This is a genomic window from Pseudomonas sp. S35, from assembly GCF_009866765.1.
Classification (GTDB): domain Bacteria; phylum Pseudomonadota; class Gammaproteobacteria; order Pseudomonadales; family Pseudomonadaceae; genus Aquipseudomonas.
The window spans coordinates 6,089,431-6,110,461 of sequence record NZ_CP019431.1; the positions used below are offsets into that span (position 1 = coordinate 6,089,431).

The 21,031-nt window shown below is 57.5% G+C and carries 17 protein-coding genes; 11 read left to right on the forward strand and 6 right to left on the reverse strand.

The features are described from left to right. Positions 1-103: 103 nt before the first annotated feature. Together PspS35_RS27575 and PspS35_RS27580 are read right to left on the reverse strand one after the other, a co-directional pair. Positions 104-1,282, reverse strand: a complete 1,179-nt coding sequence (locus tag PspS35_RS27575; protein ID WP_159937574.1) for an AAA family ATPase — start codon at positions 1,280-1,282, stop codon at positions 104-106. Positions 1,283-1,350: 68 nt separating this feature from the next. Further along, positions 1,351-1,518: a helix-turn-helix domain-containing protein gene (locus tag PspS35_RS27580; RefSeq protein ID WP_342795422.1), complete on the reverse strand. Its 168-nt coding sequence runs from the start codon at positions 1,516-1,518 to the stop codon at positions 1,351-1,353. A gap of 467 nt (positions 1,519-1,985) precedes the next feature. Between PspS35_RS27580 and PspS35_RS27585 the strand changes: the two genes are divergently transcribed. Further along, positions 1,986-4,718, forward strand: coding sequence for a hypothetical protein (locus PspS35_RS27585; RefSeq protein ID WP_159937575.1), 2,733 nt, complete (start codon positions 1,986-1,988; stop codon positions 4,716-4,718). 42 nt (positions 4,719-4,760) lie between these two features. Here the strand turns inward: PspS35_RS27585 and PspS35_RS27590 are convergent, their stop codons facing one another. Beyond that, complete coding sequence (locus tag PspS35_RS27590; RefSeq protein WP_174244846.1) at positions 4,761-5,726, reverse strand: GlxA family transcriptional regulator; 966 nt, start codon at positions 5,724-5,726, stop codon at positions 4,761-4,763. Between the two features lie 193 nt (positions 5,727-5,919). Between PspS35_RS27590 and PspS35_RS27595 the strand changes: the two genes are divergently transcribed. From PspS35_RS27595 to PspS35_RS27615, 5 genes are all read left to right on the forward strand, one after another. Beyond that, positions 5,920-6,864, forward strand: coding sequence for a choline ABC transporter substrate-binding protein (locus PspS35_RS27595; RefSeq protein WP_159937577.1), 945 nt, complete (start codon positions 5,920-5,922; stop codon positions 6,862-6,864). Positions 6,865-6,951: 87 nt separating this feature from the next. Then, entirely contained in the window at positions 6,952-7,839 is an 888-nt protein-coding gene (locus PspS35_RS27600) for a 3-keto-5-aminohexanoate cleavage protein (protein ID WP_159937578.1), read from the forward strand. A gap of 83 nt (positions 7,840-7,922) precedes the next feature. Then, positions 7,923-8,888 (forward strand): L-carnitine dehydrogenase, encoded by a 966-nt coding sequence (locus tag PspS35_RS27605; RefSeq protein ID WP_159937579.1) that lies wholly within the window; start codon positions 7,923-7,925, stop codon positions 8,886-8,888. Between the two features lie 13 nt (positions 8,889-8,901). Then, the gene (locus PspS35_RS27610; RefSeq protein WP_159937580.1) at positions 8,902-9,378 is read left to right on the forward strand and encodes a thioesterase family protein; all 477 of its coding nucleotides are present in this window, start codon (positions 8,902-8,904) and stop codon (positions 9,376-9,378) included. A gap of 255 nt (positions 9,379-9,633) precedes the next feature. Next, entirely contained in the window at positions 9,634-9,897 is a 264-nt protein-coding gene (locus PspS35_RS27615) for a hypothetical protein (RefSeq protein WP_010207120.1), read from the forward strand. Positions 9,898-9,940: 43 nt separating this feature from the next. Here PspS35_RS27615 and PspS35_RS27620 read toward each other — a convergent pair whose 3' ends face one another. Both PspS35_RS27620 and PspS35_RS27625 read right to left on the reverse strand, forming a co-directional pair. Then, a complete protein-coding gene (locus PspS35_RS27620) occupies positions 9,941-11,044 on the reverse strand; it encodes a GlxA family transcriptional regulator (protein ID WP_099585767.1) in 1,104 nt (367 codons plus the stop codon). Between the two features lie 451 nt (positions 11,045-11,495). Beyond that, the gene (locus tag PspS35_RS27625) at positions 11,496-12,872 is read right to left on the reverse strand and encodes an L-serine ammonia-lyase (protein ID WP_159937581.1); all 1,377 of its coding nucleotides are present in this window, start codon (positions 12,870-12,872) and stop codon (positions 11,496-11,498) included. A gap of 415 nt (positions 12,873-13,287) precedes the next feature. Between PspS35_RS27625 and PspS35_RS27630 the strand changes: the two genes are divergently transcribed. From PspS35_RS27630 to choV, 3 genes are all read left to right on the forward strand, one after another. Further along, on the forward strand, positions 13,288-14,235 hold the full coding sequence (locus PspS35_RS27630; protein ID WP_159937582.1) for a choline ABC transporter substrate-binding protein: 948 nt from the start codon (positions 13,288-13,290) through the stop codon (positions 14,233-14,235). 69 nt (positions 14,236-14,304) lie between these two features. Next, positions 14,305-15,150 carry a choline ABC transporter permease subunit gene (gene choW, locus PspS35_RS27635; protein WP_010207125.1) on the forward strand — a complete coding sequence of 282 codons (846 nt, stop codon included), beginning with the start codon at positions 14,305-14,307 and terminating at the stop codon, positions 15,148-15,150. After that, positions 15,147-16,325: a choline ABC transporter ATP-binding protein gene (choV, locus tag PspS35_RS27640; protein WP_159937583.1), complete on the forward strand. Its 1,179-nt coding sequence runs from the start codon at positions 15,147-15,149 to the stop codon at positions 16,323-16,325. Before choW ends, choV begins: the two co-directional genes overlap by 4 nt. Before the next feature lie 117 nt (positions 16,326-16,442). Here the strand turns inward: choV and PspS35_RS27645 are convergent, their stop codons facing one another. Then, positions 16,443-18,377 carry a BCCT family transporter gene (locus tag PspS35_RS27645; protein ID WP_238786085.1) on the reverse strand — a complete coding sequence of 645 codons (1,935 nt, stop codon included), beginning with the start codon at positions 18,375-18,377 and terminating at the stop codon, positions 16,443-16,445. A 380-nt stretch (positions 18,378-18,757) separates the two neighbouring features. Here PspS35_RS27645 and betI point away from each other — a divergent pair, with 380 nt between their 5' ends. Next, positions 18,758-19,351 carry a transcriptional regulator BetI gene (gene betI, locus PspS35_RS27650; protein ID WP_032884029.1) on the forward strand — a complete coding sequence of 198 codons (594 nt, stop codon included), beginning with the start codon at positions 18,758-18,760 and terminating at the stop codon, positions 19,349-19,351. Positions 19,352-19,461: 110 nt separating this feature from the next. Next, the gene (gene betB / locus PspS35_RS27655) at positions 19,462-20,934 is read left to right on the forward strand and encodes a betaine-aldehyde dehydrogenase (RefSeq protein ID WP_159937585.1); all 1,473 of its coding nucleotides are present in this window, start codon (positions 19,462-19,464) and stop codon (positions 20,932-20,934) included. Positions 20,935-21,031 lie beyond the last annotated feature (97 nt).

Consider the following 21,031-nt stretch of genomic DNA (forward strand, 5'->3'; position numbering starts at 1 on the left):
GGGAGGGGGCTTGCCCCCGATGACGGACTGTCAGTTGATACAGCTTTGGCTGACACACCGCTATCGAGGGCAAACCCCCTCCCACATTGGATGTGTGTTGCTTTTAGTGGGGTGTATGGCGCCTGTGCAGCAGCCAGTCGCCGAACGTTTTGTCCTCCAGGGCATAACCGCCCCGGCTCGACTTCCATACCAACTCCTTGTCGCGCATGGCATCGATACAGGCCTGAATGGTCTGGGTGCCCGGCACCACGTCGCTGCCCATGTCCTCCAGCGCCTTGCTGACCGCCGTCAGGGTGCTGTCGGTGAACGGGGCGAAGGGTTCGTTGTGTTGCGAACGCTCTACCATCACCGCCAGCACCGCACGCTGCGGGATTGTCAGGGCGTTCCAGGCGCTTTCGAACTCGGTCCAAACACCCGCGCGCAGCAGTTCGGCGCGGCTGTGCAGCAGTTGGCCCAGGTTGCTCGCCTCGCCTAGCTCCAGGGCGACTTCACCGATGATCGTGCGCAACATCTCGGGACGCCGGCCCACCAGCTCAAAAGCTTCATCAATATCGGCCGCGTTGAATTGGTTGGTCTTGGCCAGGTGCGCGTTGAGGTGCACGGTGTAGGCCTGGGTGAATTCTTTGCCGAGCAACGGAAACGGCGTGATGCTGGAGCCGAAAAACGGTTGGCTTTTGCCCAGCACCAAATGGGCCAGCTTGTCGCGATTGGAGCCGGTGAACACCAGATGCAACCCGCTGCCGTCTTCGTCACGACCTTGGTTGAGTTGGTCCCGGGCCGCTTTGAGCGCGAACATGGCGTTGATGCCCGAATCGCTGGTCAAGGCGTGCTGCGCTTCATCAATCACCAATACGACGGGTTTTTCCGCAGCGCTGTGAAGCAATTCCAGCGCTTGGGTCAACGTGGCGCCGACAGGCAATTGCGGCTTGCTGAAATCCCAGGACAACGTCCGCAGAAAGCTGAGCTTCTCGATGCCAATATTCTTGGCCAGTTTGCGAATGCCCTTTTCATAGGGAACCAGCGCGGCCGCTATGGCGCTGGCGATCAACTCGGCGGGATCCTTTTCCTTGTCGGCCCACAGATCCACGTACACGGCCAGCCAACTGCGCAACTGACACTCCGGGATGAGGTCTTCGCGCAAAAACGTACTTTTACCGGTACGGCGCGGCGCGGCGAGAAACAGGCCGGAGGTGAAATCCTGAATACCGGCCCCCACAAGACCATCGGCAATGCTGCGCGCCAGGGCGGGGCGGCGGAACACGAAGCCGCTGTGCTTGGACATGGTTTTATACTCAATTATGGAAAGGACTATAAATTATAGTCTTGAGTATAATTGAGTATAATTGCCCGTCAAACCACCTCCCGTCGCCGATCCTCCCTTGGGCACTTCGCAAACCTTGCCCGATAACTGCGGGTGAAATACGACGGCGACTCAAACCCACACGCAATGCTGACCTCCAGCAAGCTCATATGGCGGTTAAACAACGTTGAAATTTCCCAAACGTGAAACCAATCGATTTTCGAAACCCACTACATGACCAAATGGCAACACTTTAGAGCACCTCTATTGCCCACTGCTCCTCGACTCATACAAATTGATACTGGCAAAATGCTTTTAGTCGGATTAATCTCAGAAATTCAGCGAAAATATCTACGCGTAGCTAGATTTTTAACTGTATATGCATACAGCACCCCAAAAGTAACAGATATCGAAAATTTAAATTAACGCCCGCAAACTAAACATATACTAGCAATGGAATGCTTAAATTATGCGTAACGCGAAAACTAATAGTCACCAAACCTGGGACCAGAACACCAAAGTCCACACCCTTTTTAAAAACCACTCTAACCTCGCTCAAAATATAGTACTCAAACCCTTAAAACCTCTAACTCACGAGCCAACCGATTTACTTGGCAATTGCGGCCGAAAATCTAAAATCACCACACTCAAATAAAAATCCGAAACTTAAAACAGAGTGATTTCAATGAGCAAGACAGAAAAAACTATTTGGATTGACGGAATTCAGTTAAAACAAATCAACGGTGAAACCTACATTCCAACTGTAATAACCTATCAAAACGACGATATTGCGCACATCGGAACGGCAGCAGAGGAATATGAAAAAGTAGGCAATGTTGCCAATAGAAATTTTAAAGTAGATCTGGGCGACATTGTTGCTGGTTCTGCATCTCCAGATCGAAAAAAATTCCCAACAAATACAGATACTGAAAAAAGTGCATTTGAGCTGACTAAAACTTTTTTTGACAACGTCCTTCTTCACACTAAAGCAACTTTATCCAAAGATGGAAACCATCGAATAAATGCAAAAATAATAGTTGCAGAGCCGTTATCTTTTCAAATCGAAACACCCGGAAAAAACTGGATAAAAAACTATAGAGATAATATAAAAAGAATACTTCACAATTTTGACTCCATAGATTTTTTGCCGGAACCTTTTGCTGTTTATCAATATTATCGATATGGCCTTCGTACACCTCAACTGTCAGATAACATAAAACACATAGCGCTAATTATAGACTTCGGCGGCGGAACATTTGACGCTTGCATCATAGAGTCCACGAATAACGGCGACATTAGCCAAAGCGGAAAACATGCTAAACCCCTTGCAGCTGCATCTATCCCGATTGGCGGGTTTTACATAAATACGATCCTTGCAGAGTATTTAATAAAGCGCGACTTCGAAGATCCTGCAACGAAAAGCAAAATTGGACAACACATTACTACCGCTCAGAGATATCGGAAAGGTGAACTGAAATTTGATCAACTGAACGAGGAAAAAAGAGCATTCATAAAAAATATTGAAAAAATAGAAAAAGAAATTGAAGCCACGAAAATAAAGATCACAAACCAGATAACTAACTGGTCAATTGAAAATAATATATGTTATGAAAAATCGTCAATTAAGCTACCAAAAAATCCTTTTTCTATTGATACCTCTTGGTATGAATCAGAACTAATTGGACACCAATTTAAAACTGTATTTGAGCGCGAAGTTTGGGATAAACAGCTGAAAAAAACCATATCACAAGTTATCTCCCGAGGGAGAGAAGCACTGCGTGGTCGCCCGATTACGTCGACCCTCATTTCAGGAGGATCATCGAACATCAGAATATTAGAGAAACTTCTCGAAAGAGACTTCTCAGAAGAGCTCGGGCATGCGAAGCCACTCCCTCTTAGTTCTTCTTTCCAAGAGGTCGTGGCAAAAGGGCTAGCCATCGAATGCGCACGCCGCTACTTCGATCATGACAGCGAATTTATTTCGGTAACTTACAACCCAATCAAGCTGATACTTAACCCCGATGAGAAAGGACTGGAAAGCAAACGCTTTACATCCATCCAAGACAAAATTGACATGACAAATACCAAAGAAGGGGATCTTATCCCCTCGGCTCAATCTTTGAAAAACTTCATTGATGAACCCCTGTCATGGAAAGTAAAGTTATCATCTCCGCCAAAAAGAATTTTGGAATACTATTTTTTAAGGCCTCAGGATCACTCAAGCGAAATATCAATCGAAGAAAGATATAATATAGAAAGTAGTAAAATCCATACACGCGGTGAAACTTTTTTTGAAAGCAAAACCAAGATTGAACTGACTATCAAAGACGATGGCACTACAACCCCTAGATTTATTTATTCTTCTGGAAACCCAGACAAACAAATACCAGAAACTTCATTTGAAGGTAAACCATTTGTTATTGATATGACCTCAGACTCATCAAACACGCAAAAAAATCAGTTTTTCATTGGTTTCGACTTTGGGACAAGTAACTCCTCTATTTGCGAATTGACAGATCAAAATATAATAACCATAACCAGAAGATCAAATGATGCTAGCTGGTCAGATCTTAGAAAAATACTACCGCACCTTCCCTACCCGATTGCAATCCCTTTGCGAAAATATCTACAAGTAAATCATGAAAAAAATGCAACTGACTTAGCTCGCGACGCATTTGAGGCAGCTCTGAGCTTCGCAGCATACACTGCGGCATCAGAAGCAAAAGCACATGGTTTATTAGGAAAAGCGTTCAATGCATTTGCTCATCGCTCAATGGGACCATTAAAAGCACTTTTAGAACATAGTTTAAATAACTTAAAAACAAAAAACCATTTCTCAAGAGAATACGAAAAGCTATTCAATGAACTTAAACCAGAATTCGAACTAGCAATTAGTCAATTCACCGACCACAAACACGCGAAACTTGAGAGCGGAAAGGTTGAATCGCATCGACACCTCACGCTAATCATGAACATCTGTAACCTTGCGCTACAAGACAGAATGTTTGGCTTCTTTGAAAGAATTTCCGCATCAGGGCTAAGAAGAAACCAATTTTCAGGGCTATTCAGATCAGCTATAGATAACCAACCGTTCGTTGACACACTGATGTATAACGGGACGATTCCATTTAGTCAAAGCGAATGTCACATATATGATCTAGAGACGGGAGACTGCCTTAATCTTTCACCACTTATAGTTTTTAGCGAGCGCATTGATACTACACACCAGTATCAATGCAACATTTTCGACAAACAAGAAGATTTAAACTTTCTATTTAAACCAGTTGATACCGAAAATGTATTTGACTCAGAGCTTATATGCGCAGGCTTAAATGAGCAAATTAATGAGGAGTTGTATGCCATATCAAATATCAATGAAAATATAGTTAATATAAAACTAACTAACATTCCTGATTAAACATTTCGGCGGGTGTGCGTTGAAAACTCGGACACCCGTTTTTTAAATAGCTTGTAATGTCGGTTGGCTTTCAAGCTGTCGCCGATCCTCCCGTGGGCACTTGCCAAACCTCGCCCGATAACTCCGGGTGAAATACGACGGCGACTCAAACCCACACGCAATGCTCACCTCCAGCACACTCATGTCGCTCTGGCGCAGCAGTTGCCGGGCTTTTTCCAGGCGCAGGCCGAGGTAGAAGTTGCTCGGTGTGTCGTTGAGGTGCAGACGGAACAGCCGCTCCAACTGGCGTCGGGTGACTTTGATCGCATCGGCCAGGGCCAAGGTGCTCAAGGGCGGTTCGGTGTGCTGCTCCATCTCGCCGATCACCTGCACCAATTTCTTGTTGCTGATGCCGTAGCGCGTGGCGATCTGCATGCGCTGGTGGTCTTTGCGCGGGCGGATGCGGCCCAGCACGAATTGTTCGGAGACCTGGATCGCCAGCTCCGGGCCGTGGGCCTGGGCGATCAGGTCGAGCATCAGGTCGATGGACGCGGTGCCGCCGGCGCAGGTGATGCGGCGGCGGTCGATCTCGAACAGTTCCTGGGTCACGGTCAGGTGAGGATAGGACTCCTTGAAGGCGTCGATGGCTTCCCAGTGCAGCGTCAGGCGATGGCCGTCAAGCAGGCCCGCTTCGGCGAGCACGAAAGCGCCGGTGTCGATGGCGCCGAGGGTCACGCCGTCATGGTCGAGGCGCCGCAGCCAGTGCTCCAGGGCCGGGCTGGCGAACTGCAGCGGCTCAAAGCCGGCCACCACCAGCAAGGTCGCGCCTTTTTTCAGCGGTTCCAGGGCGGCGTCGACATTGACCGACATACCATTGCTCGCCAACACCGCGCCGCCATCGGCACTCAGCACATGCCAGCGGTACAGCTCGCCACGAAAGCGGTTGGCCACGCGCAGCGGTTCCAGCGCGCAGATAAAGCCAATGGCCGAAAACCCCGGCATCAGCAAAAAGTAGAAATCCTGGGACATGGTGGCGCTCTCGTCGCACGGGCAGCGTGGCACTGTGATACTCCCGTTCAGGGGCGGATTCAAGGGGGCAGGTCGCTGCAGTGCAAGAGGTGGTCGCCGCCGTGCGTTTTGCCGGCCCCAGGCTTGCGTAACGTGGCTGCACGGCGCACAAAGACGCCGGACCCCACAATCACGACCTGCCGAGGGATCCACCATGAATCGACTGATCAGCCGCTGCGTGCTTGCACTCAGCGCCAGCGCCATTTTGAGCACCAACCTGATGGCAGCGGATGCCGCTTCATGCCAGAACGTGCGCATGGGCGTGGTGAACTGGACGGACGTCATCGCCACCAGTGCCATGACCCAAGTATTGCTCGACGGCCTCGGCTACAAGACCAAACAGACCAGCGCCTCCCAGCAAATCATCTTCGCCGGTATCCGCGACCAGCGGCTGGACCTGTTCCTGGGTTACTGGAACCCGCTGATGACCCAGACCATCACGCCGTTCGTCGACGCCAAGCAAGTCAAAGTCCTCGACAAGCCAAGCCTGGAAGACGCCCGTGCCACCCTCGCCGTGCCGACCTACCTGGCGGACAAGGGCCTGAAGACCTTCGCCGACATCGCCAAGTTCGACAAAGAGCTGGGCGGCAAGATCTACGGCATCGAGCCGGGTTCGGGCGCCAATACGCAGATCAAGGCGATGATCGCCAAGAACCAGTTCGGCCTGGGCAAGTTCCAACTGGTCGAATCCAGTGAGGCCGGCATGCTCGCTGCCGTGGACCGCGCCGTGCGCCGCAAGGAAGCCGTGGTGTTCTTCGGCTGGGCGCCGCACCCGATGAACGTCAACGTGGCGATGACTTACCTTACAGGCAGCGACGACGCCCTGGGCCCGAACGAAGGCATGGCCAGCGTGTGGACGGTCACCGCGCCGACCTACGCCGCACAGTGCCCCAACGTGCACAAGCTGCTGACCAACCTGACGTTCACCGCCGCCGACGAGAGCCGGATGATGCAGCCGTTGCTCGATCACAAGGACGCTCTGGAATCCGCCAAGCAGTGGCTCAAGGATCACCCGCAAGACCAGGCGCGCTGGCTGGACGGCGTGACCACCTTCGACGGCAAACCGGCTGCGGCCAACCTGCAACTCACCAGCAAATAACCTGACTTGAACCACCGTGTCGCAGCCGCTCCTGGCTGCGAACGGCACCGTACGCCTTGAAATCACACGCCCGTAAGGAACCGCCCCATGAACCACGACGTCATCATCACCTGCGCACTCACCGGTGCTGGCGACACGACCGCCAGAAGCCCACACGTGCCGGTCACCCCCAAACAAATCGCGGCCGCTGCAGTTGAAGCGGCGAAGGCCGGCGCCACGGTGGTGCACTGCCATGTGCGCGACCCCGAAACCGGCAAGTTCAGCCGTGACGTGGCGCTGTACCGCGAAGTCATGGAGCGCATCCGTGAGGCCGACATCGACATCATCGTCAACCTCACCGCCGGCATGGGCGGCGACCTGGAGATCGGTGGCGGCGAACACCCGATGGCGTTCGGCCCGAATACCGACCTGGTCGGCCCGCTCACGCGCCTGGCCCACGTTGAAGAACTGCTGCCGGAAATCTGCACCCTGGACTGCGGCACCCTGAACTTCGGCGATGGCGACACCATTTACGTGTCCACGCCGGCGCAACTGCGCGCCGGCGCCAAACGCATCCAGGAACTGGGCGTAAAGGCCGAGCTGGAAATCTTCGACACCGGCCACCTGTGGTTTGCCAAGCAGATGATCAAGGAAGGCCTGCTCGACAACCCACTGTTCCAACTGTGCCTGGGTATCCCATGGGGCGCACCGGCCGACACCACCACCATGAAAGCTATGGTCGACAACCTGCCCGCCGACGCGGTGTGGGCCGGCTTCGGCATCGGCCGCATGCAAATGCCAATGGCGGCGCAGGCGGTGCTGCTGGGCGGCAACGTACGGGTCGGGCTGGAGGACAACCTGTGGCTGGACAAGGGCGTGCTGGCGACCAATGGCCAACTGGTGGAACGCGCCAGTGAAATCCTCAGCCGCCTGGGCGCGCGGGTCATGACCCCGGCCGAGGGCCGGATCAAGATGGGCCTGACCAAACGCGGGTAAAAAATATGGGAGCGGGCTTGCTCCCTCCCACAGTTTGAGCCGGTTCCCAAAACAGAATGTGTGAATACTTCAGGATCGTCGCCATGAGCTTTATCACAGAAATCAAAACCTTCGCCGCCCTCGGCAGCGGTGTTATCGGCAGCGGCTGGGTGTCCCGCGCCCTGGCCCACGGCTTGGATGTGGTGGCGTGGGACCCGGCGCCCGGCGCTGAAGCGGCGCTACGCAAACGCGTCGCCAATGCCTGGGGCGCCCTCGAAAAACAGGGCCTGGCACCCGGTGCGTCACAAGATCGCCTGCGCTTTGTCGCCACCATCGAAGAATGCGTCAAAGACGCCGATTTCATCCAGGAAAGCGCCCCCGAACGCCTGGAACTGAAACTGGAACTGCACAGCAAGATCAGCGCGGCGGCCAAACCCAATGCGTTGATCGGCTCGAGCACTTCCGGCCTGTTGCCGAGTGAGTTCTACGAGGGCTCGACCCACCCGCAACGGTGTGTGGTCGGCCATCCGTTCAACCCGGTCTACCTGCTGCCGCTGGTGGAAGTGGTGGGCGGCAAGCACACGGCGCCCGAGGCAATCCAGGCCGCGATCACGGTGTACGAGGCCCTCGGCATGCGCCCGCTGCATGTGCGCAAGGAAGTCCCCGGCTTTATCGCCGACCGCCTGCTCGAAGCGCTATGGCGTGAGGCACTGCACCTGGTCAATGACGGCGTGGCCACCACCGGCGAAATCGACGATGCCATCCGCTTTGGCGCGGGTTTGCGCTGGTCGTTCATGGGCACCTTCCTCACCTATACCCTGGCGGGCGGCGATGCCGGCATGCGGCACTTCATGGCGCAGTTCGGCCCGGCGTTGCAGTTGCCGTGGACCTACCTGCCGGCGCCGGAGCTGACCGACAAATTGATCGACGACGTGGTGGATGGCACCCGCGATCAGTTGGGCACCCACAGCATTTCGGCGCTGGAGCGCTATCGTGATGATTGCCTGCTGGCGGTACTGGAGGCGGTGAAAACCACCAAGGCCAAACACGGCATGACCTTCGCTGAATAACGGAAACCCCACCATGCCTGCACTGACCACCTACACCACCCCGGTCCTCGCCGATTGGGTGGACTACAACGGCCACCTGCGCGACGCGTTCTACCTGCTGATCTTCAGCTACGCCACCGACGCGCTGATGGACACATTGGGCCTGGACAGCGACAACCGTGAAGCCAGCGGCCACTCGTTGTTCACCCTGGAACTGCACCTGAACTACTTGCACGAGGTGAAACTGGGCGCCGAAGTGCAGGTGCACACGCAACTGATCGCCCACGACGCCAAGCGCCTGCATCTCTATCACAGCCTGCATCGTGTGGGCGAAGAGCGGGCGCTGGCGGGCAACGAGCAGATGCTCTTGCATGTGGATCTGGCCGGTCCGCATTCGGCGCCGTTTACCGAGGCGACGCTGGAGAAAATCATCGCCCTGCGCGCCGCACAGACCGACCTGCCCAAGCCCGCCCTGCTCGGCCGGGTCATCGGTTTACCCGCTAAAAAATAATCGGCAAAAAAAGCCCCGATCCAGCCGTGACTGGATCGGGGCAGAGGTGCCTTGTGAGAGCGTTACATCCCGAGGGTGACCAAACCATCAAGCTGTGTGCCTGGGTTCAGTGTGCCGGTAAGTGCGCCCGGCAAATGGCCCGAAAACGACATGCTCATAGCCATCTGAGGCATTCGTGCATTCAGCCCTTGCCGACCGCTTGGGTGGCTACCAGAATCGAAGTCAGACCCCGCTCCCCTCACCAGGATAAACGTCATGATGCATGCGGATTTGATTGACCAGGATGACCTGCTGGGCCAACTGCGCTCACTGGGCTTCGAAGTCTCCAGCGGCGCCACCGCCGAGCAGGCTTGCGAGTGTGCGGTACGCGGCTTGAGCGAAGCACGGGCCAAGGCGCTCAAGGGTATGGTTGAGCAGATGTACACCGGCAGCGCGACGATTTTGCCGGCGGTGCGTCAGGCGATTGATAAGCAGCTGTTGCCGGCTTTGGTGCAGTTCAAGCAGAACTCTGGGGCCTGACAGACCGCTATCGGGGGCAAGCCCCCGATGCAGGCGACGCGGTCTAGAGCCTCACACTGGCAAAAGTCGACTCGTTGCGCGCCTGGCTCAACGCCGACATCGGCCCCGCCAACGGTGCCAATACCAGCGCCTGCGGAATCGGCATCATCGCCACCTGTTGGGTGGTGTTGGAACCGACGCGTTCATCGCGTGGTGGAATGCCGAAGTATTCGCGGTAGCACTTGGAAAAGTGCGGCGTGGAGACAAACCCGCACACCGATGCCACTTCGATGATCGACATCGGCGTCTGCTTGAGCAACTGCCGCGCACGGATCAGGCGCAGCTTGAGGTAATAGCGCGACGGCGAGCAGTGCAGGTATTTCTGGAACAGGCGCTCCAGCTGGCGTCGCGACACGGCGACGTACACTGCCAGTTCGTCCAGGTCGATCGGCTCTTCCAGGTTGGCTTCCATCAGCGCGACAATTTCCTGCAGCTTCGGCTGGTTGGTGCCAAGCATGTGCTTGAGTGGCACGCGCTGGTGGTCCTGCTCGTTGCGGATGCGCTCGTACACAAACATCTCGGAGATGGCGGCCGACAGTTCACGGCCGTGGTCGCGGCTGATCAGGTGCAGCATCATGTCCAACGGCGCGGTGCCGCCGGAGCTGGTGAAGCGGTTGCGGTCGAGGGTGAACAGGCGTGTGCTCATGGCGACGCGCGGGAAGGCTTCCTGCATCGACGCCAGGCATTCCCAGTGCACGCTGCAATCGAACCCATCGAGCAAACCGGCGCAGGCCAGGGCCCAACTGCCGGTGCACACGGCGCCAAGGCGACGGGACTGGCGCGCCTGGCTTTGCAGCCACGACACATGTTCACGGGTGACGGTACGTTGGATACCCACGCCGCCGCACACGATCACCGTGTCCAGGGCCGGGGCTTTGTGCATGGAAGCATCGGGAGTGATTTGCAGACCGTCGCTGGCCCAGACCTGGTTGCCGTCGACACTCAGGGTTGTCCAGCGATACAGCTCGCGACCGGACAATTGGTTGGCCATGCGCAGCGGCTCCACAGCCGACGCCAGGGAAATCAGCGTGAAATTGTCCAGCAGCAAAAAGCCGATGGATTGAGGCGCACGGTTCTGGGGTTGGGCCCCTGAGTTGAACGACGTCATCGCGGTATCTCCTCACACAAAGCGGGTGATGGCCTCAGGCGAGGCTCTTGTTATTGCGCTCTTCATCGATAAAGAAGAGAGGCTTTGAATTGATAGAGCAAATGCCGTGCCTAAAATTGAATGGCTATTCAATAACTCCTGAAAACGACCTCATGACGCGTCTATATAAGCCCGCGCGGGAAGTGCGGGATATGTCCCAAAAGGGCGTAGGAGATAGCCTATTCGAGCCCCGTGAGCAGATCGGTAGCACTTGTGGGAAGGCGCTTTGAGGGCGTAGGAGAAGTCTGTCACCCCAAGCGCGGGTGACGGGTGGTCGAGGGGGAAATCGTTTGCAAGCTACTTATCTGTTTGCGACGCGCTAAAAAGTGGCGCTGTGGGGTCTGTGTGTTCACTTGTGGTGAGCGGGCTTGCCCCGCTCACCACAAAGGCCCCACTCATCACAACAAGCTCATCAGCACTCCACCGCGCTGACCGCCAAGCCACCGCGCGATGTCTCTTTGTACTTGTCATGCATGTCCGCGCCGGTATCGCGCATGGTGCGGATCACCCGGTCCAGGGAGATAAAGTGCTGGCCGTCACCGCGCAAGGCCATTTGCGCGGCGTTGATCGCCTTCACTGCCGCAATCGCATTGCGCTCGATACACGGCACTTGCACCAGCCCGCCCACCGGGTCGCAGGTCAGGCCGAGGTTGTGCTCCAGGCCGATTTCGGCGGCGTTGCACAGTTGCTCCGGCGTGGCGCCAAGGATCTCGGCCAGCCCGGCCGCCGCCATTGCGCAGGCGGACCCCACCTCGCCCTGGCAACCGACTTCGGCGCCGGAGATCGACGCGTTCTTCTTGCACAGAATGCCCACCGCCGCCGCACCGAGCAGGTAGTCGACAACGTTGGCCTCGGTGACTTCTTCACTGAATTTCATAAAGTAATGCAGCACCGCCGGGATGATCCCCGCCGCGCCGTTGGTGGGGGCGGTGACCATGCGCCCACCGGCGGCGTTTTCTTCGTTGACCGCCAGGGCGAACAGGTTGACCCACTCCATCGCGCTCAAGGTCGAGCCGATCACGTTGGGTTTGCCCAGCTCCTGCAAACTGCGGTGCAGCTTGGCGGCACGGCGGCGCACGTTCAGGCCGCCGGGCAGGATGCCTTCGTGCTTGAGGCCCTGCTCCACGCAGTCCTGCATGGCACGCCAGAGCTTCATCAGGCCGCTGCGGATTTCTTCTTCGCAGCGCCAGACCTTTTCGTTGGCCAGCATCAATTCGGCGACGCGCAGGTTGTGGGTCTTGCACAGCTGCAACAGCTCGGCCGCGCTGGAAAAGTCATAGGGCAGTACGGTGCCGTCCATATCGGCCACGCCGCTTTGCGCCTGGGCTTGATCCACCACAAAACCGCCGCCGACGGAGTAGTAGGTATCGCGGAACAGTTCGCCGTCATCGCTGAACACCACCAGGGTCATGGCGTTGGGATGGAACGGCAGGTTTTCGTCGAGCAGGCGCATGTCCCGCGCCCAGACAAACGGCACCGGCAAACGCCCGTCCAGCAGCAGGGTGTCGGTTTCGCGCAGGGTGTGAATGCGCACGCCGATCTGCGATGGATCAATTGTGTCCGGCCACTCCCCCATCAGGCCCATGATGGTGGCGGTGTCGCTGCCGTGGCCGATGCCAGTGGCCGACAACGAGCCGTACAGCTGAACTTCGACGCGCCGCACTTGCTCCAACATGTCACGTTCACGCAACCCTTGAACGAACAACGCCGCGGCGCGCATGGGGCCGACGGTGTGAGAACTCGAAGGCCCGATGCCGATCTTGAACAGGTCGAAAACGCTGATAGCCATTGCGGTAGAACTCCTCGATAAGCACGGCCAGGCTTGAACGAGGTGCTACGCTCAGATCGCCCAGATGGCGGCATCATCAAGCTTTTCCCGCCGCGTACGGCGTCTCACACCGACGCACTCATGCTCACGAGCGTCGCTCGCGTGCGACCGCCTGTTTTGGCCGTTTTCAGCGGTGCAGATGGGCAAAAACTGCGGTTTAGCCTTGGGAAAAACCTGTAAGCGACGTCACCGACACTGGATACGACCCTCCCTGTACTGGATACGACGCCCCCTGTAGGCGTCAGATTTTCACTGGTACATGATCAGTCTCGACTCGTTTGCAAGGCACCGTGGCAGAGCTGTTGTCGCACGCTCCAACCGCAACATTTATAAAGCGCGGCGCAGGCCGCCAGAAAAAACACAGGAGTCTACCCAGATGAAAGGTTCACCCTCGTTGTTGTTGGCCGCCATGCTGAGTCTGCCAGTCATGGCGCACGCTGCAGAACCGGAACAGTGCAAGACCGTCAACTTCTCCGATGTCGGCTGGACCGACATCACCGTCACCACCGCGACCACCAGCGAAATCCTCAAGGGCCTGGGCTACAAGCCGCGCACCACGATGATTTCGGTCCCAGTGACCTACAAGTCCCTGGCCGATGGCAAGAACATGGACATCTTCCTCGGCAACTGGATGCCGACCATGGAAAACGACATCAAGCAGTACCGTGATGCCGGCACCGTGGAAACCGTGCGCGCCAACCTGGAGAACGCCAAGTACACCCTGGCGGTCCCCGAGGCGCTGTACAACAAGGGCCTGAAAGACTTCGCCGATATCGCCAGATTCAAGGATGAGTTGGGCGGCAAGATCTACGGCATCGAGCCGGGTAACGACGGCAACCGCACCATCCAGACGCTCATCGACAAAGACGCTTTCGGCCTGAAAACCGCCGGTTTCAAAGTGGTCGAGTCCAGCGAAGCCGGCATGCTCTCCCAGGTTGAGCGCGCCTCCAAGCGCGATCAGGCCATCGTGTTCCTTGGCTGGGAACCGCACCCGATGAACACCCGCTTCAAGATGAAGTACCTGACCGGGGGTGACGATTCGTTCGGCCCCAACTACGGCCAGGCCACCATCTACACCAACGTCCGCAAGGGCTACACCCAGGAATGCAGCAACGTCGGCCAACTGCTGAAAAACCTGTCGTTCACCTTGAACATGGAAAGCACCCTGATGGGTAACGTCCTGGACGACAAGATGAAGCCCGACGCCGCCGCCAAGGCATGGCTGAAAAAGAACCCGCAAGTCCTCGACACCTGGCTCGCCGGTGTCACCACCGTAGACGGCCAACCTGGCCTTGGCGCCGTAAAAGCGTACCTCGACAAATAACTCCGTTGTCCCCGGGCTGGTGCGCTGGCCCGGGATGTTTTCCCTCTTCGCATGTGGACACTCACTACCATGCTGACTGAACAGAAAATCCCACTAGGCCAGTACATCGCTGCCTTCGTCGAATGGTTGACCCAACACGGCGCCAACTACTTCGACGCAATCGCATCGACACTGGAAACGATGATCCACGGCGTGACGTTTGCGCTGACCTGGTTCAATCCGCTGGCATTGATCGGTCTGATTGCGCTGCTGGCTCACTTTATTCAACGTAAATGGGGACTGACTGTTTTTGTCATCGCCTCCTTCCTGCTGATCCTCAACCTGGGGTACTGGCAGGAAACCATGGAGACCCTGGCGCAGGTGCTGTTCGCCACCCTGGTCTGCGTGGTCATCGGCGTGCCGCTGGGCATTGTTGCCGCGCACAAACCGATGTTCTACACCATGATGCGGCCGGTGCTCGATCTGATGCAGACCGTACCGACCTTCGTCTACCTCATCCCTACCCTGACCCTCTTCGGGCTGGGTGTGGTGCCTGGGTTGATCTCCACGGTGGTATTCGCCATTGCCGCGCCGATCCGCCTGACCTACCTGGGTATCCGCGATGTACCGCAAGAGTTGATGGACGCCGGCAAGGCCTTTGGCTGCTCGCGCCGTCAATTGCTCTCGCGCATTGAACTGCCCCACGCCATGCCGAGCATTGCCGCCGGCATTACCCAATGCATCATGCTGTCGTTGTCGATGGTGGTGATCGCCGCCCTGGTGGGCGCCGATGGCCTCGGCAAGCCGGTGGTCAACGCGCTGAACACCGCCGACATCGCCCTGGGCTTTGAAGCGGGCCTGGCAATCGTGTTGCTGGCCATCATGCTCGACCGCATCTGCAAACAACCCGACGCTAAAGTAGGGGGTGATGCATGAGCATTATCCGATTCGACAAGGTCGACGTGATCTTCTCCAAAGACCCACGCGAAGCGCTCAAGCTGCTGGACCAGGGCATGAGCCGTAACGAGATCCTGAAAAAGACCGGGCAGATTGTCGGCGTTGAAAACGCCAGCCTGGACATCGAGAAAGGCGAAATCTGCGTGCTGATGGGCCTGTCGGGCTCCGGCAAGTCGAGCCTGCTGCGCTGCATCAACGGCCTCAACACCGTCAGCCGTGGCCAACTGTTCGTGGAGCATGAAGGTCGTCAGATCGACATCGCCTCCTGCACCCCCGCCGAGCTGAAAATGATGCGCACCAAGCGCATCGCGATGGTGTTCCAGAAATTCGCCCTGATGCCTTGGTTGACGGTGCGCGAGAACATCAGCTTTGGCCTGGAAATGCAGGGCCGCCCCGAGAAAGAACGGCGCAAGCTGGTGGATGAGAAACTGGAGCTGGTGGGCCTGACCCAGTGGCGCAACAAGAAGCCCGACGAGCTGTCCGGCGGCATGCAGCAGCGCGTCGGCCTGGCCCGCGCGTTGGCGATGGATGCCGACATCCTGCTGATGGACGAACCCTTCTCCGCCCTCGACCCGTTGATTCGCCAAGGCTTGCAAGACGAGTTGCTGGAGCTGCAACGCAAGCTGAGCAAAACCATCGTGTTCGTGAGCCACGACCTCGACGAGGCGCTCAAGCTGGGCAGCCGTATCGCGATCATGAAAGACGGCAAGATCATCCAGTACAGCGTGCCGGAAGAAATCGTGCTGAACCCGGCGGACGACTATGTACGCACCTTCGTCGCCCATACCAACCCGCTGAACGTGCTGTGCGGCCGCAGCCTGATGCGCACCCTGGACAACTGCAAACGTGTGAACGGTTCAGTGTGCCTGGACCCGGGCGGCGACTCGTGGCTGGACCTGGCCGAAGGCAACACCATACAAGGCGCGCGCCAGAATGGCGTGGTGATGAACCTGCAGAACTGGGCGCCGGGGCAAGCCGTGGAAGGCCTGGACCGCGTGCCGACGCTGGTGGACTCGAATATCGGCATGCGTGATGCGCTGCAGATTCGTTACCAGACGGGCAACAAGCTGGTGTTGCATGACAACAACAAGGTGGTGGGGATACTCGGCGACAGTGAGCTCTACCATGCCCTGCTAGGCAAAAACCTGGGCTAAAAATGTGAGAGGGGGCTTGCCCCCGATAGCGGTGGATCAGTTACAGATGCTGAGACTGATACACCGCCATCGGGAGCAAGCCCCCTCCCACATTTAAAGTATTGCCAAGCTCAACTATCAGCTATAGACACGGCCAAGGAGCTGCCGATGGCTTTCAAACTGATCGAGCACGTCCCGGGTAATCTGCTCCTGGGCGAAGCCCATCAGGTCGTACTCTTGAGGCCCGTTGTGCAGGTACACCTCGGCACGGTAGTAGCGGGTGCGCTCTTCTTCAGGCAGGTCATTGGGCGCCGCCGAGTAAGCATCCAGGCTCACTTCGTAGACAAACGGGTTGCCCTCTTCCATCTCGATACGCACACCAATGCAGCGCTTGGATTTACCCAGCAGCGTCTGCACTTCCATCCCCTGGTCACGCAGGGCGACGGCCGCTTCTTCCAGCGCCGGCGTTACGTGCTTGTCCATGAAACGTTGCACCGTGCCTTGGCTCGGTTGCAGGTCCAGCGCGGTCAACCGCTCGCTGAAACCACGACGCCCACGTTCAGCCAATTGCGCCTGCTCCTGTTCGATCGCCGCGTCTTGGCGCATGGCCTTGTGCAGACCGAACATAAAGAAGATCAGCACCACCGAGAACGGCAGCCCCGCCAACACCACCATGGTTTGCATGGCTTCGAAGTTGCCGGCAAACAGCAGGCCGATGGTCACCAGGGTGATCACCGCCGACCAGAAGATGCGCAGCCAGTGCGGCGCATCTTCGTCCACGTTGCCGCCTTTGCACGACAGGTTGGCCATCATCACCGCGCCGGAATCTGCCGGGGTCAGGAACAGCACGAAGCCCACAAAGATCGACACACCGATGACGATTTTCGACGCGGGGTAATGCTCCAGCAGTTGGTAGATCGCCATGGAAGGTTGTTCCAGGGCCGTCTTGCCCAACTCCACCGCGCCCTGATTGAGCACCAGGTCCAACGCCGAGTTACCGAAGATCGACAGCCACGCCAGGGTAAAGCCCAGCGGGATCAGCAGCACGCCGGCCACCAGTTCACGCACTGTACGGCCACGGGAAATACGCGCGATGAACATGCCTACGAATGGTGCCCAGGAAATCCACCAGGCCCAGTAGAACAGGGTCCACAGGCCCATCCAGCGCTCGGTCTTCTCAGCGTCGCCTTCGTACACATACAGGTCGAAGGTCTTGAGCACGATGCCGTTGAGGTAGTCACCGGTGTTCTGCACCAGGCCGTTGAGCAGGTGCAGGGTCGGGCCGAACAGCAGCACAAAGATCAGCAAGCCGCTGAACAGCACAATGTTGAGGTTGGACAGGCGACGAATGCCGTTCTCCACACCCGACACAGCCGCGATGGTCGCCACGGTGCTCATCACGATGATCACGATCAGCAGGTTGGTGTTGCTGTGTTCCATGCCGAACAGGTTTTCCAACCCGGACGACACCTGCAACGAACCGATCCCCAGGTTGGTCACCAGACCCAGCAAGGTCACGAACATGCCGAAACCGTCCACCGCGTGGCCGGCCGCGCCTTTGACCCAACGCTCGCCCATCAGCGGGTACAGCGCCGAACGCAACGCCAGCGGCTGGTTATGGCGGTACGCAAAGTAGGCCACGGCCAGGCCGACCAAGGCGTAGATCGCCCAGCCATGCAGGCCCCAGTGCAGGAAGGTCAGTTGCAACGCCTGGCGTGCCGCGCCATTGCTGGCCGGCGCGCCTTCGGGCGGGTTGAAGTAGTGATCCAATGGCTCCGAGGCGCCGAAGTACAGCAACGAGATACCAATGCCCGACGAGAACAGCATGCCGGCCCAGGCGCCGTAGCTGAAGTCCGGGGTGTCGTCCTTGCTGCCCAGTTTCAGTTTGCCGTAGGACGAAAATGCCAGGCCGACCACAAATACCAGGTAGGCGGCGATGACCACCATGTAGTACCAGCCGAAGCTTTTAGACAGCCACGCCTGGGCAATGCCGAGCATGCGCCCGGCCTCCTGCGGGGCGATGATCAGGATGGCAGTCAACAACAGAATCAGCGCGGTGGAGGTGTAGAACACCCAACCGTTGACCCGTACCTTTTCCGGCGGGGTCTTTATAAGAGAGGCAGAACTCATGGCGCAGATGCTCCGGGCAGTGCGAGAGAGAAACACAAGGCAGCGGTTATCCCAGGCCATCGATTTTTCGGCAGTCGACGGACGGGTGTTATAAAGACACCCCGAAAATTCTTGAGCCCCTGCCGAACCAGCAGACAGGGCGTTTCAAGGGTTTTTGCAGGTGCCGGATGTCACGGCTCTCAGGTAGGAAATATCTGTAGGCAGCGACCATTTGTCGCAGAGCTTATTCTTTGTTGATTGAACGTTCAATCAAAACAAAATAGACTGGCCTCCAAGCCGACGGACGTTCATCGCCCATCGGCAGGCCTAAGGAGAGGTGCTACATGCCCAAGGTCGGTATGCAACCCATACGCCGCCAGCAATTGATCGAAGCCACTTTGACGGCCATCGATCAGGTCGGAATGGGCGATGCCAGCATTGCGCTGATCGCCCGTTTGGCCGGCGTTTCGAACGGCATCATCAGTCACTACTTCAAGGACAAGAACGGCCTTATTGCAGCGACGATGCGCTACTTGATGAACGCGCTGATTGAGAACGTCCACGAACGCAGGCTTGCGCTCACGGACGACAGCCCACGGGCACACCTTCAAGTGATCATCGAGGGCAACTTCGATGCCAGCCAGGTCAACGGCCCGGCAATGAAAACCTGGTTGGCCTTCTGGGCCACCAGCATGCACCACCCGTCATTGCACAGGTTGCAGCGGATCAACGATCAACGTCTGTATTCCAACCTGTGCTGCCAGTTCCGCCGAACGCTGCCGCTGCCGCACGCACGCAAGGCAGCCCGAGGCCTGGCGGCCCTGATCGACGGTTTGTGGTTGCGCGGCGCCCTGTCGGGAGACGCTTTCGACACAGCGCAAGCGCAACGGATCGCTTACGAATACATGGATTTCCAATTGGCCAAGCAGGTGAGTTAGAGCACACATAACCGCTCAACCCCTGAACTGCTGTCGCTCAGTGTTGCCACACCCTTATGGCCCACTTGGCGGCGGTTAACGCCAACCACTTATGCACTTGCGAGGACTTTATGGCCCGTTTCGACCTGCAAAAACTCTACATTGACGGCGGCTACAGCGACGCTGGCAGCGATGCCACCTTCGAAGCCATCAACCCGGCTAACGGTGAAGTTCTCGCCCAAGTGCAACGCGCTACCTTTGATGACGTTGAACGCGCCGTGGTCAGCGCCGAGAAAGGCCAGAAAATCTGGGCCGCCATGACCGCCATGGAGCGTTCGCGCATCCTGCGCCGTGCCGTCGACATCCTGCGCGAGCGCAACGATGAACTGGCCGCCCTGGAAACCCTGGACACCGGTAAAGCGTTCTCCGAAACCAAGTACGTCGACATCGTCACCGGTGCCGACGTGCTGGAATACTACGCAGGCCTGGTGCCCGCCATCGAAGGCGAGCAGATCCCGCTGCGCGACACCGCCTTCGTCTACACCCGCCGCGAGCCACTGGGCGTAGTAGCCGGTATCGGCGCGTGGAACTACCCGATCCAGATCGCCCTGTGGAAATCCGCACCGGCCCTGGCCGCTGGCAACGCGATGATCTTCAAGCCAAGCGAAGTCACTTCGCTGACCACCTTGAAACTGGCCGAGATCTACACCGAAGCTGGTGTTCCGGACGGTGTGTTCAACGTCCTGACCGGCAGCGGCCGTGAAGTCGGCACCTGGCTGACCGAGCACCCGCGCATCGAGAAAATCTCGTTCACCGGCGGCACCGACACCGGCAAGAAAGTCATGGCCAGCGCCTCGAGCTCCTCGCTCAAAGACGTGACCATGGAACTGGGCGGCAAGTCCCCGCTGATCATTTTCGACGACGCCGACCTCGATCGCGCCGCCGACACCGCGATGATGGCCAACTTCTACAGCTCCGGCCAGGTCTGCACCAACGGCACCCGCGTGTTCGTGCCCAAGCACCTGCAAGCCGCGTTCGAAGCCAAGATCGTTGAGCGTGTGGCGCGCATTCGCATCGGCAACCCGGAAGACGAAAACACCAACTTCGGCCCGCTGGTCAGCTTCGCCCACATGGAAAGCGTGTTGGGCTACATCGCCAAAGGCAAGGAGCAAGGCGCACGCCTGCTGTGCGGCGGTGACCGCCTGACCGACGGCGACTTCGCCAAAGGCGCATTCGTGGCACCGACCGTGTTCACCGACTGCACCGACGACATGGTGATCGTGCGTGAAGAAATCTTCGGCCCGGTGATGAGCATCCTCACCTACGAAACCGAAGAAGAAGTGATCCGCCGCGCCAACGACACCGACTTCGGCCTGGCAGCGGGCCTGGTGACCAAAGACCTGAACCGCGCCCACCGTGTGATTCATCAGTTGGAAGCGGGTATCTGCTGGATCAACGCCTGGGGCGAGTCCGACGCGAAGATGCCGGTCGGTGGCTACAAGCAATCGGGTGTGGGTCGTGAGAACGGGATCAGCTCGCTCAATAACTTCACGCGCATCAAATCGGTACAGGTTGAGCTGGGCGATTACGCCTCGGTGTTCTAAGAACCCGAGCCTTGTATTGCCTTTGAGGCCTCATCGGGGGGGGCAAGCCCCCTCCCACACTGACTGTGTTCACAAGTTCAGATGTGTGAACACCTTC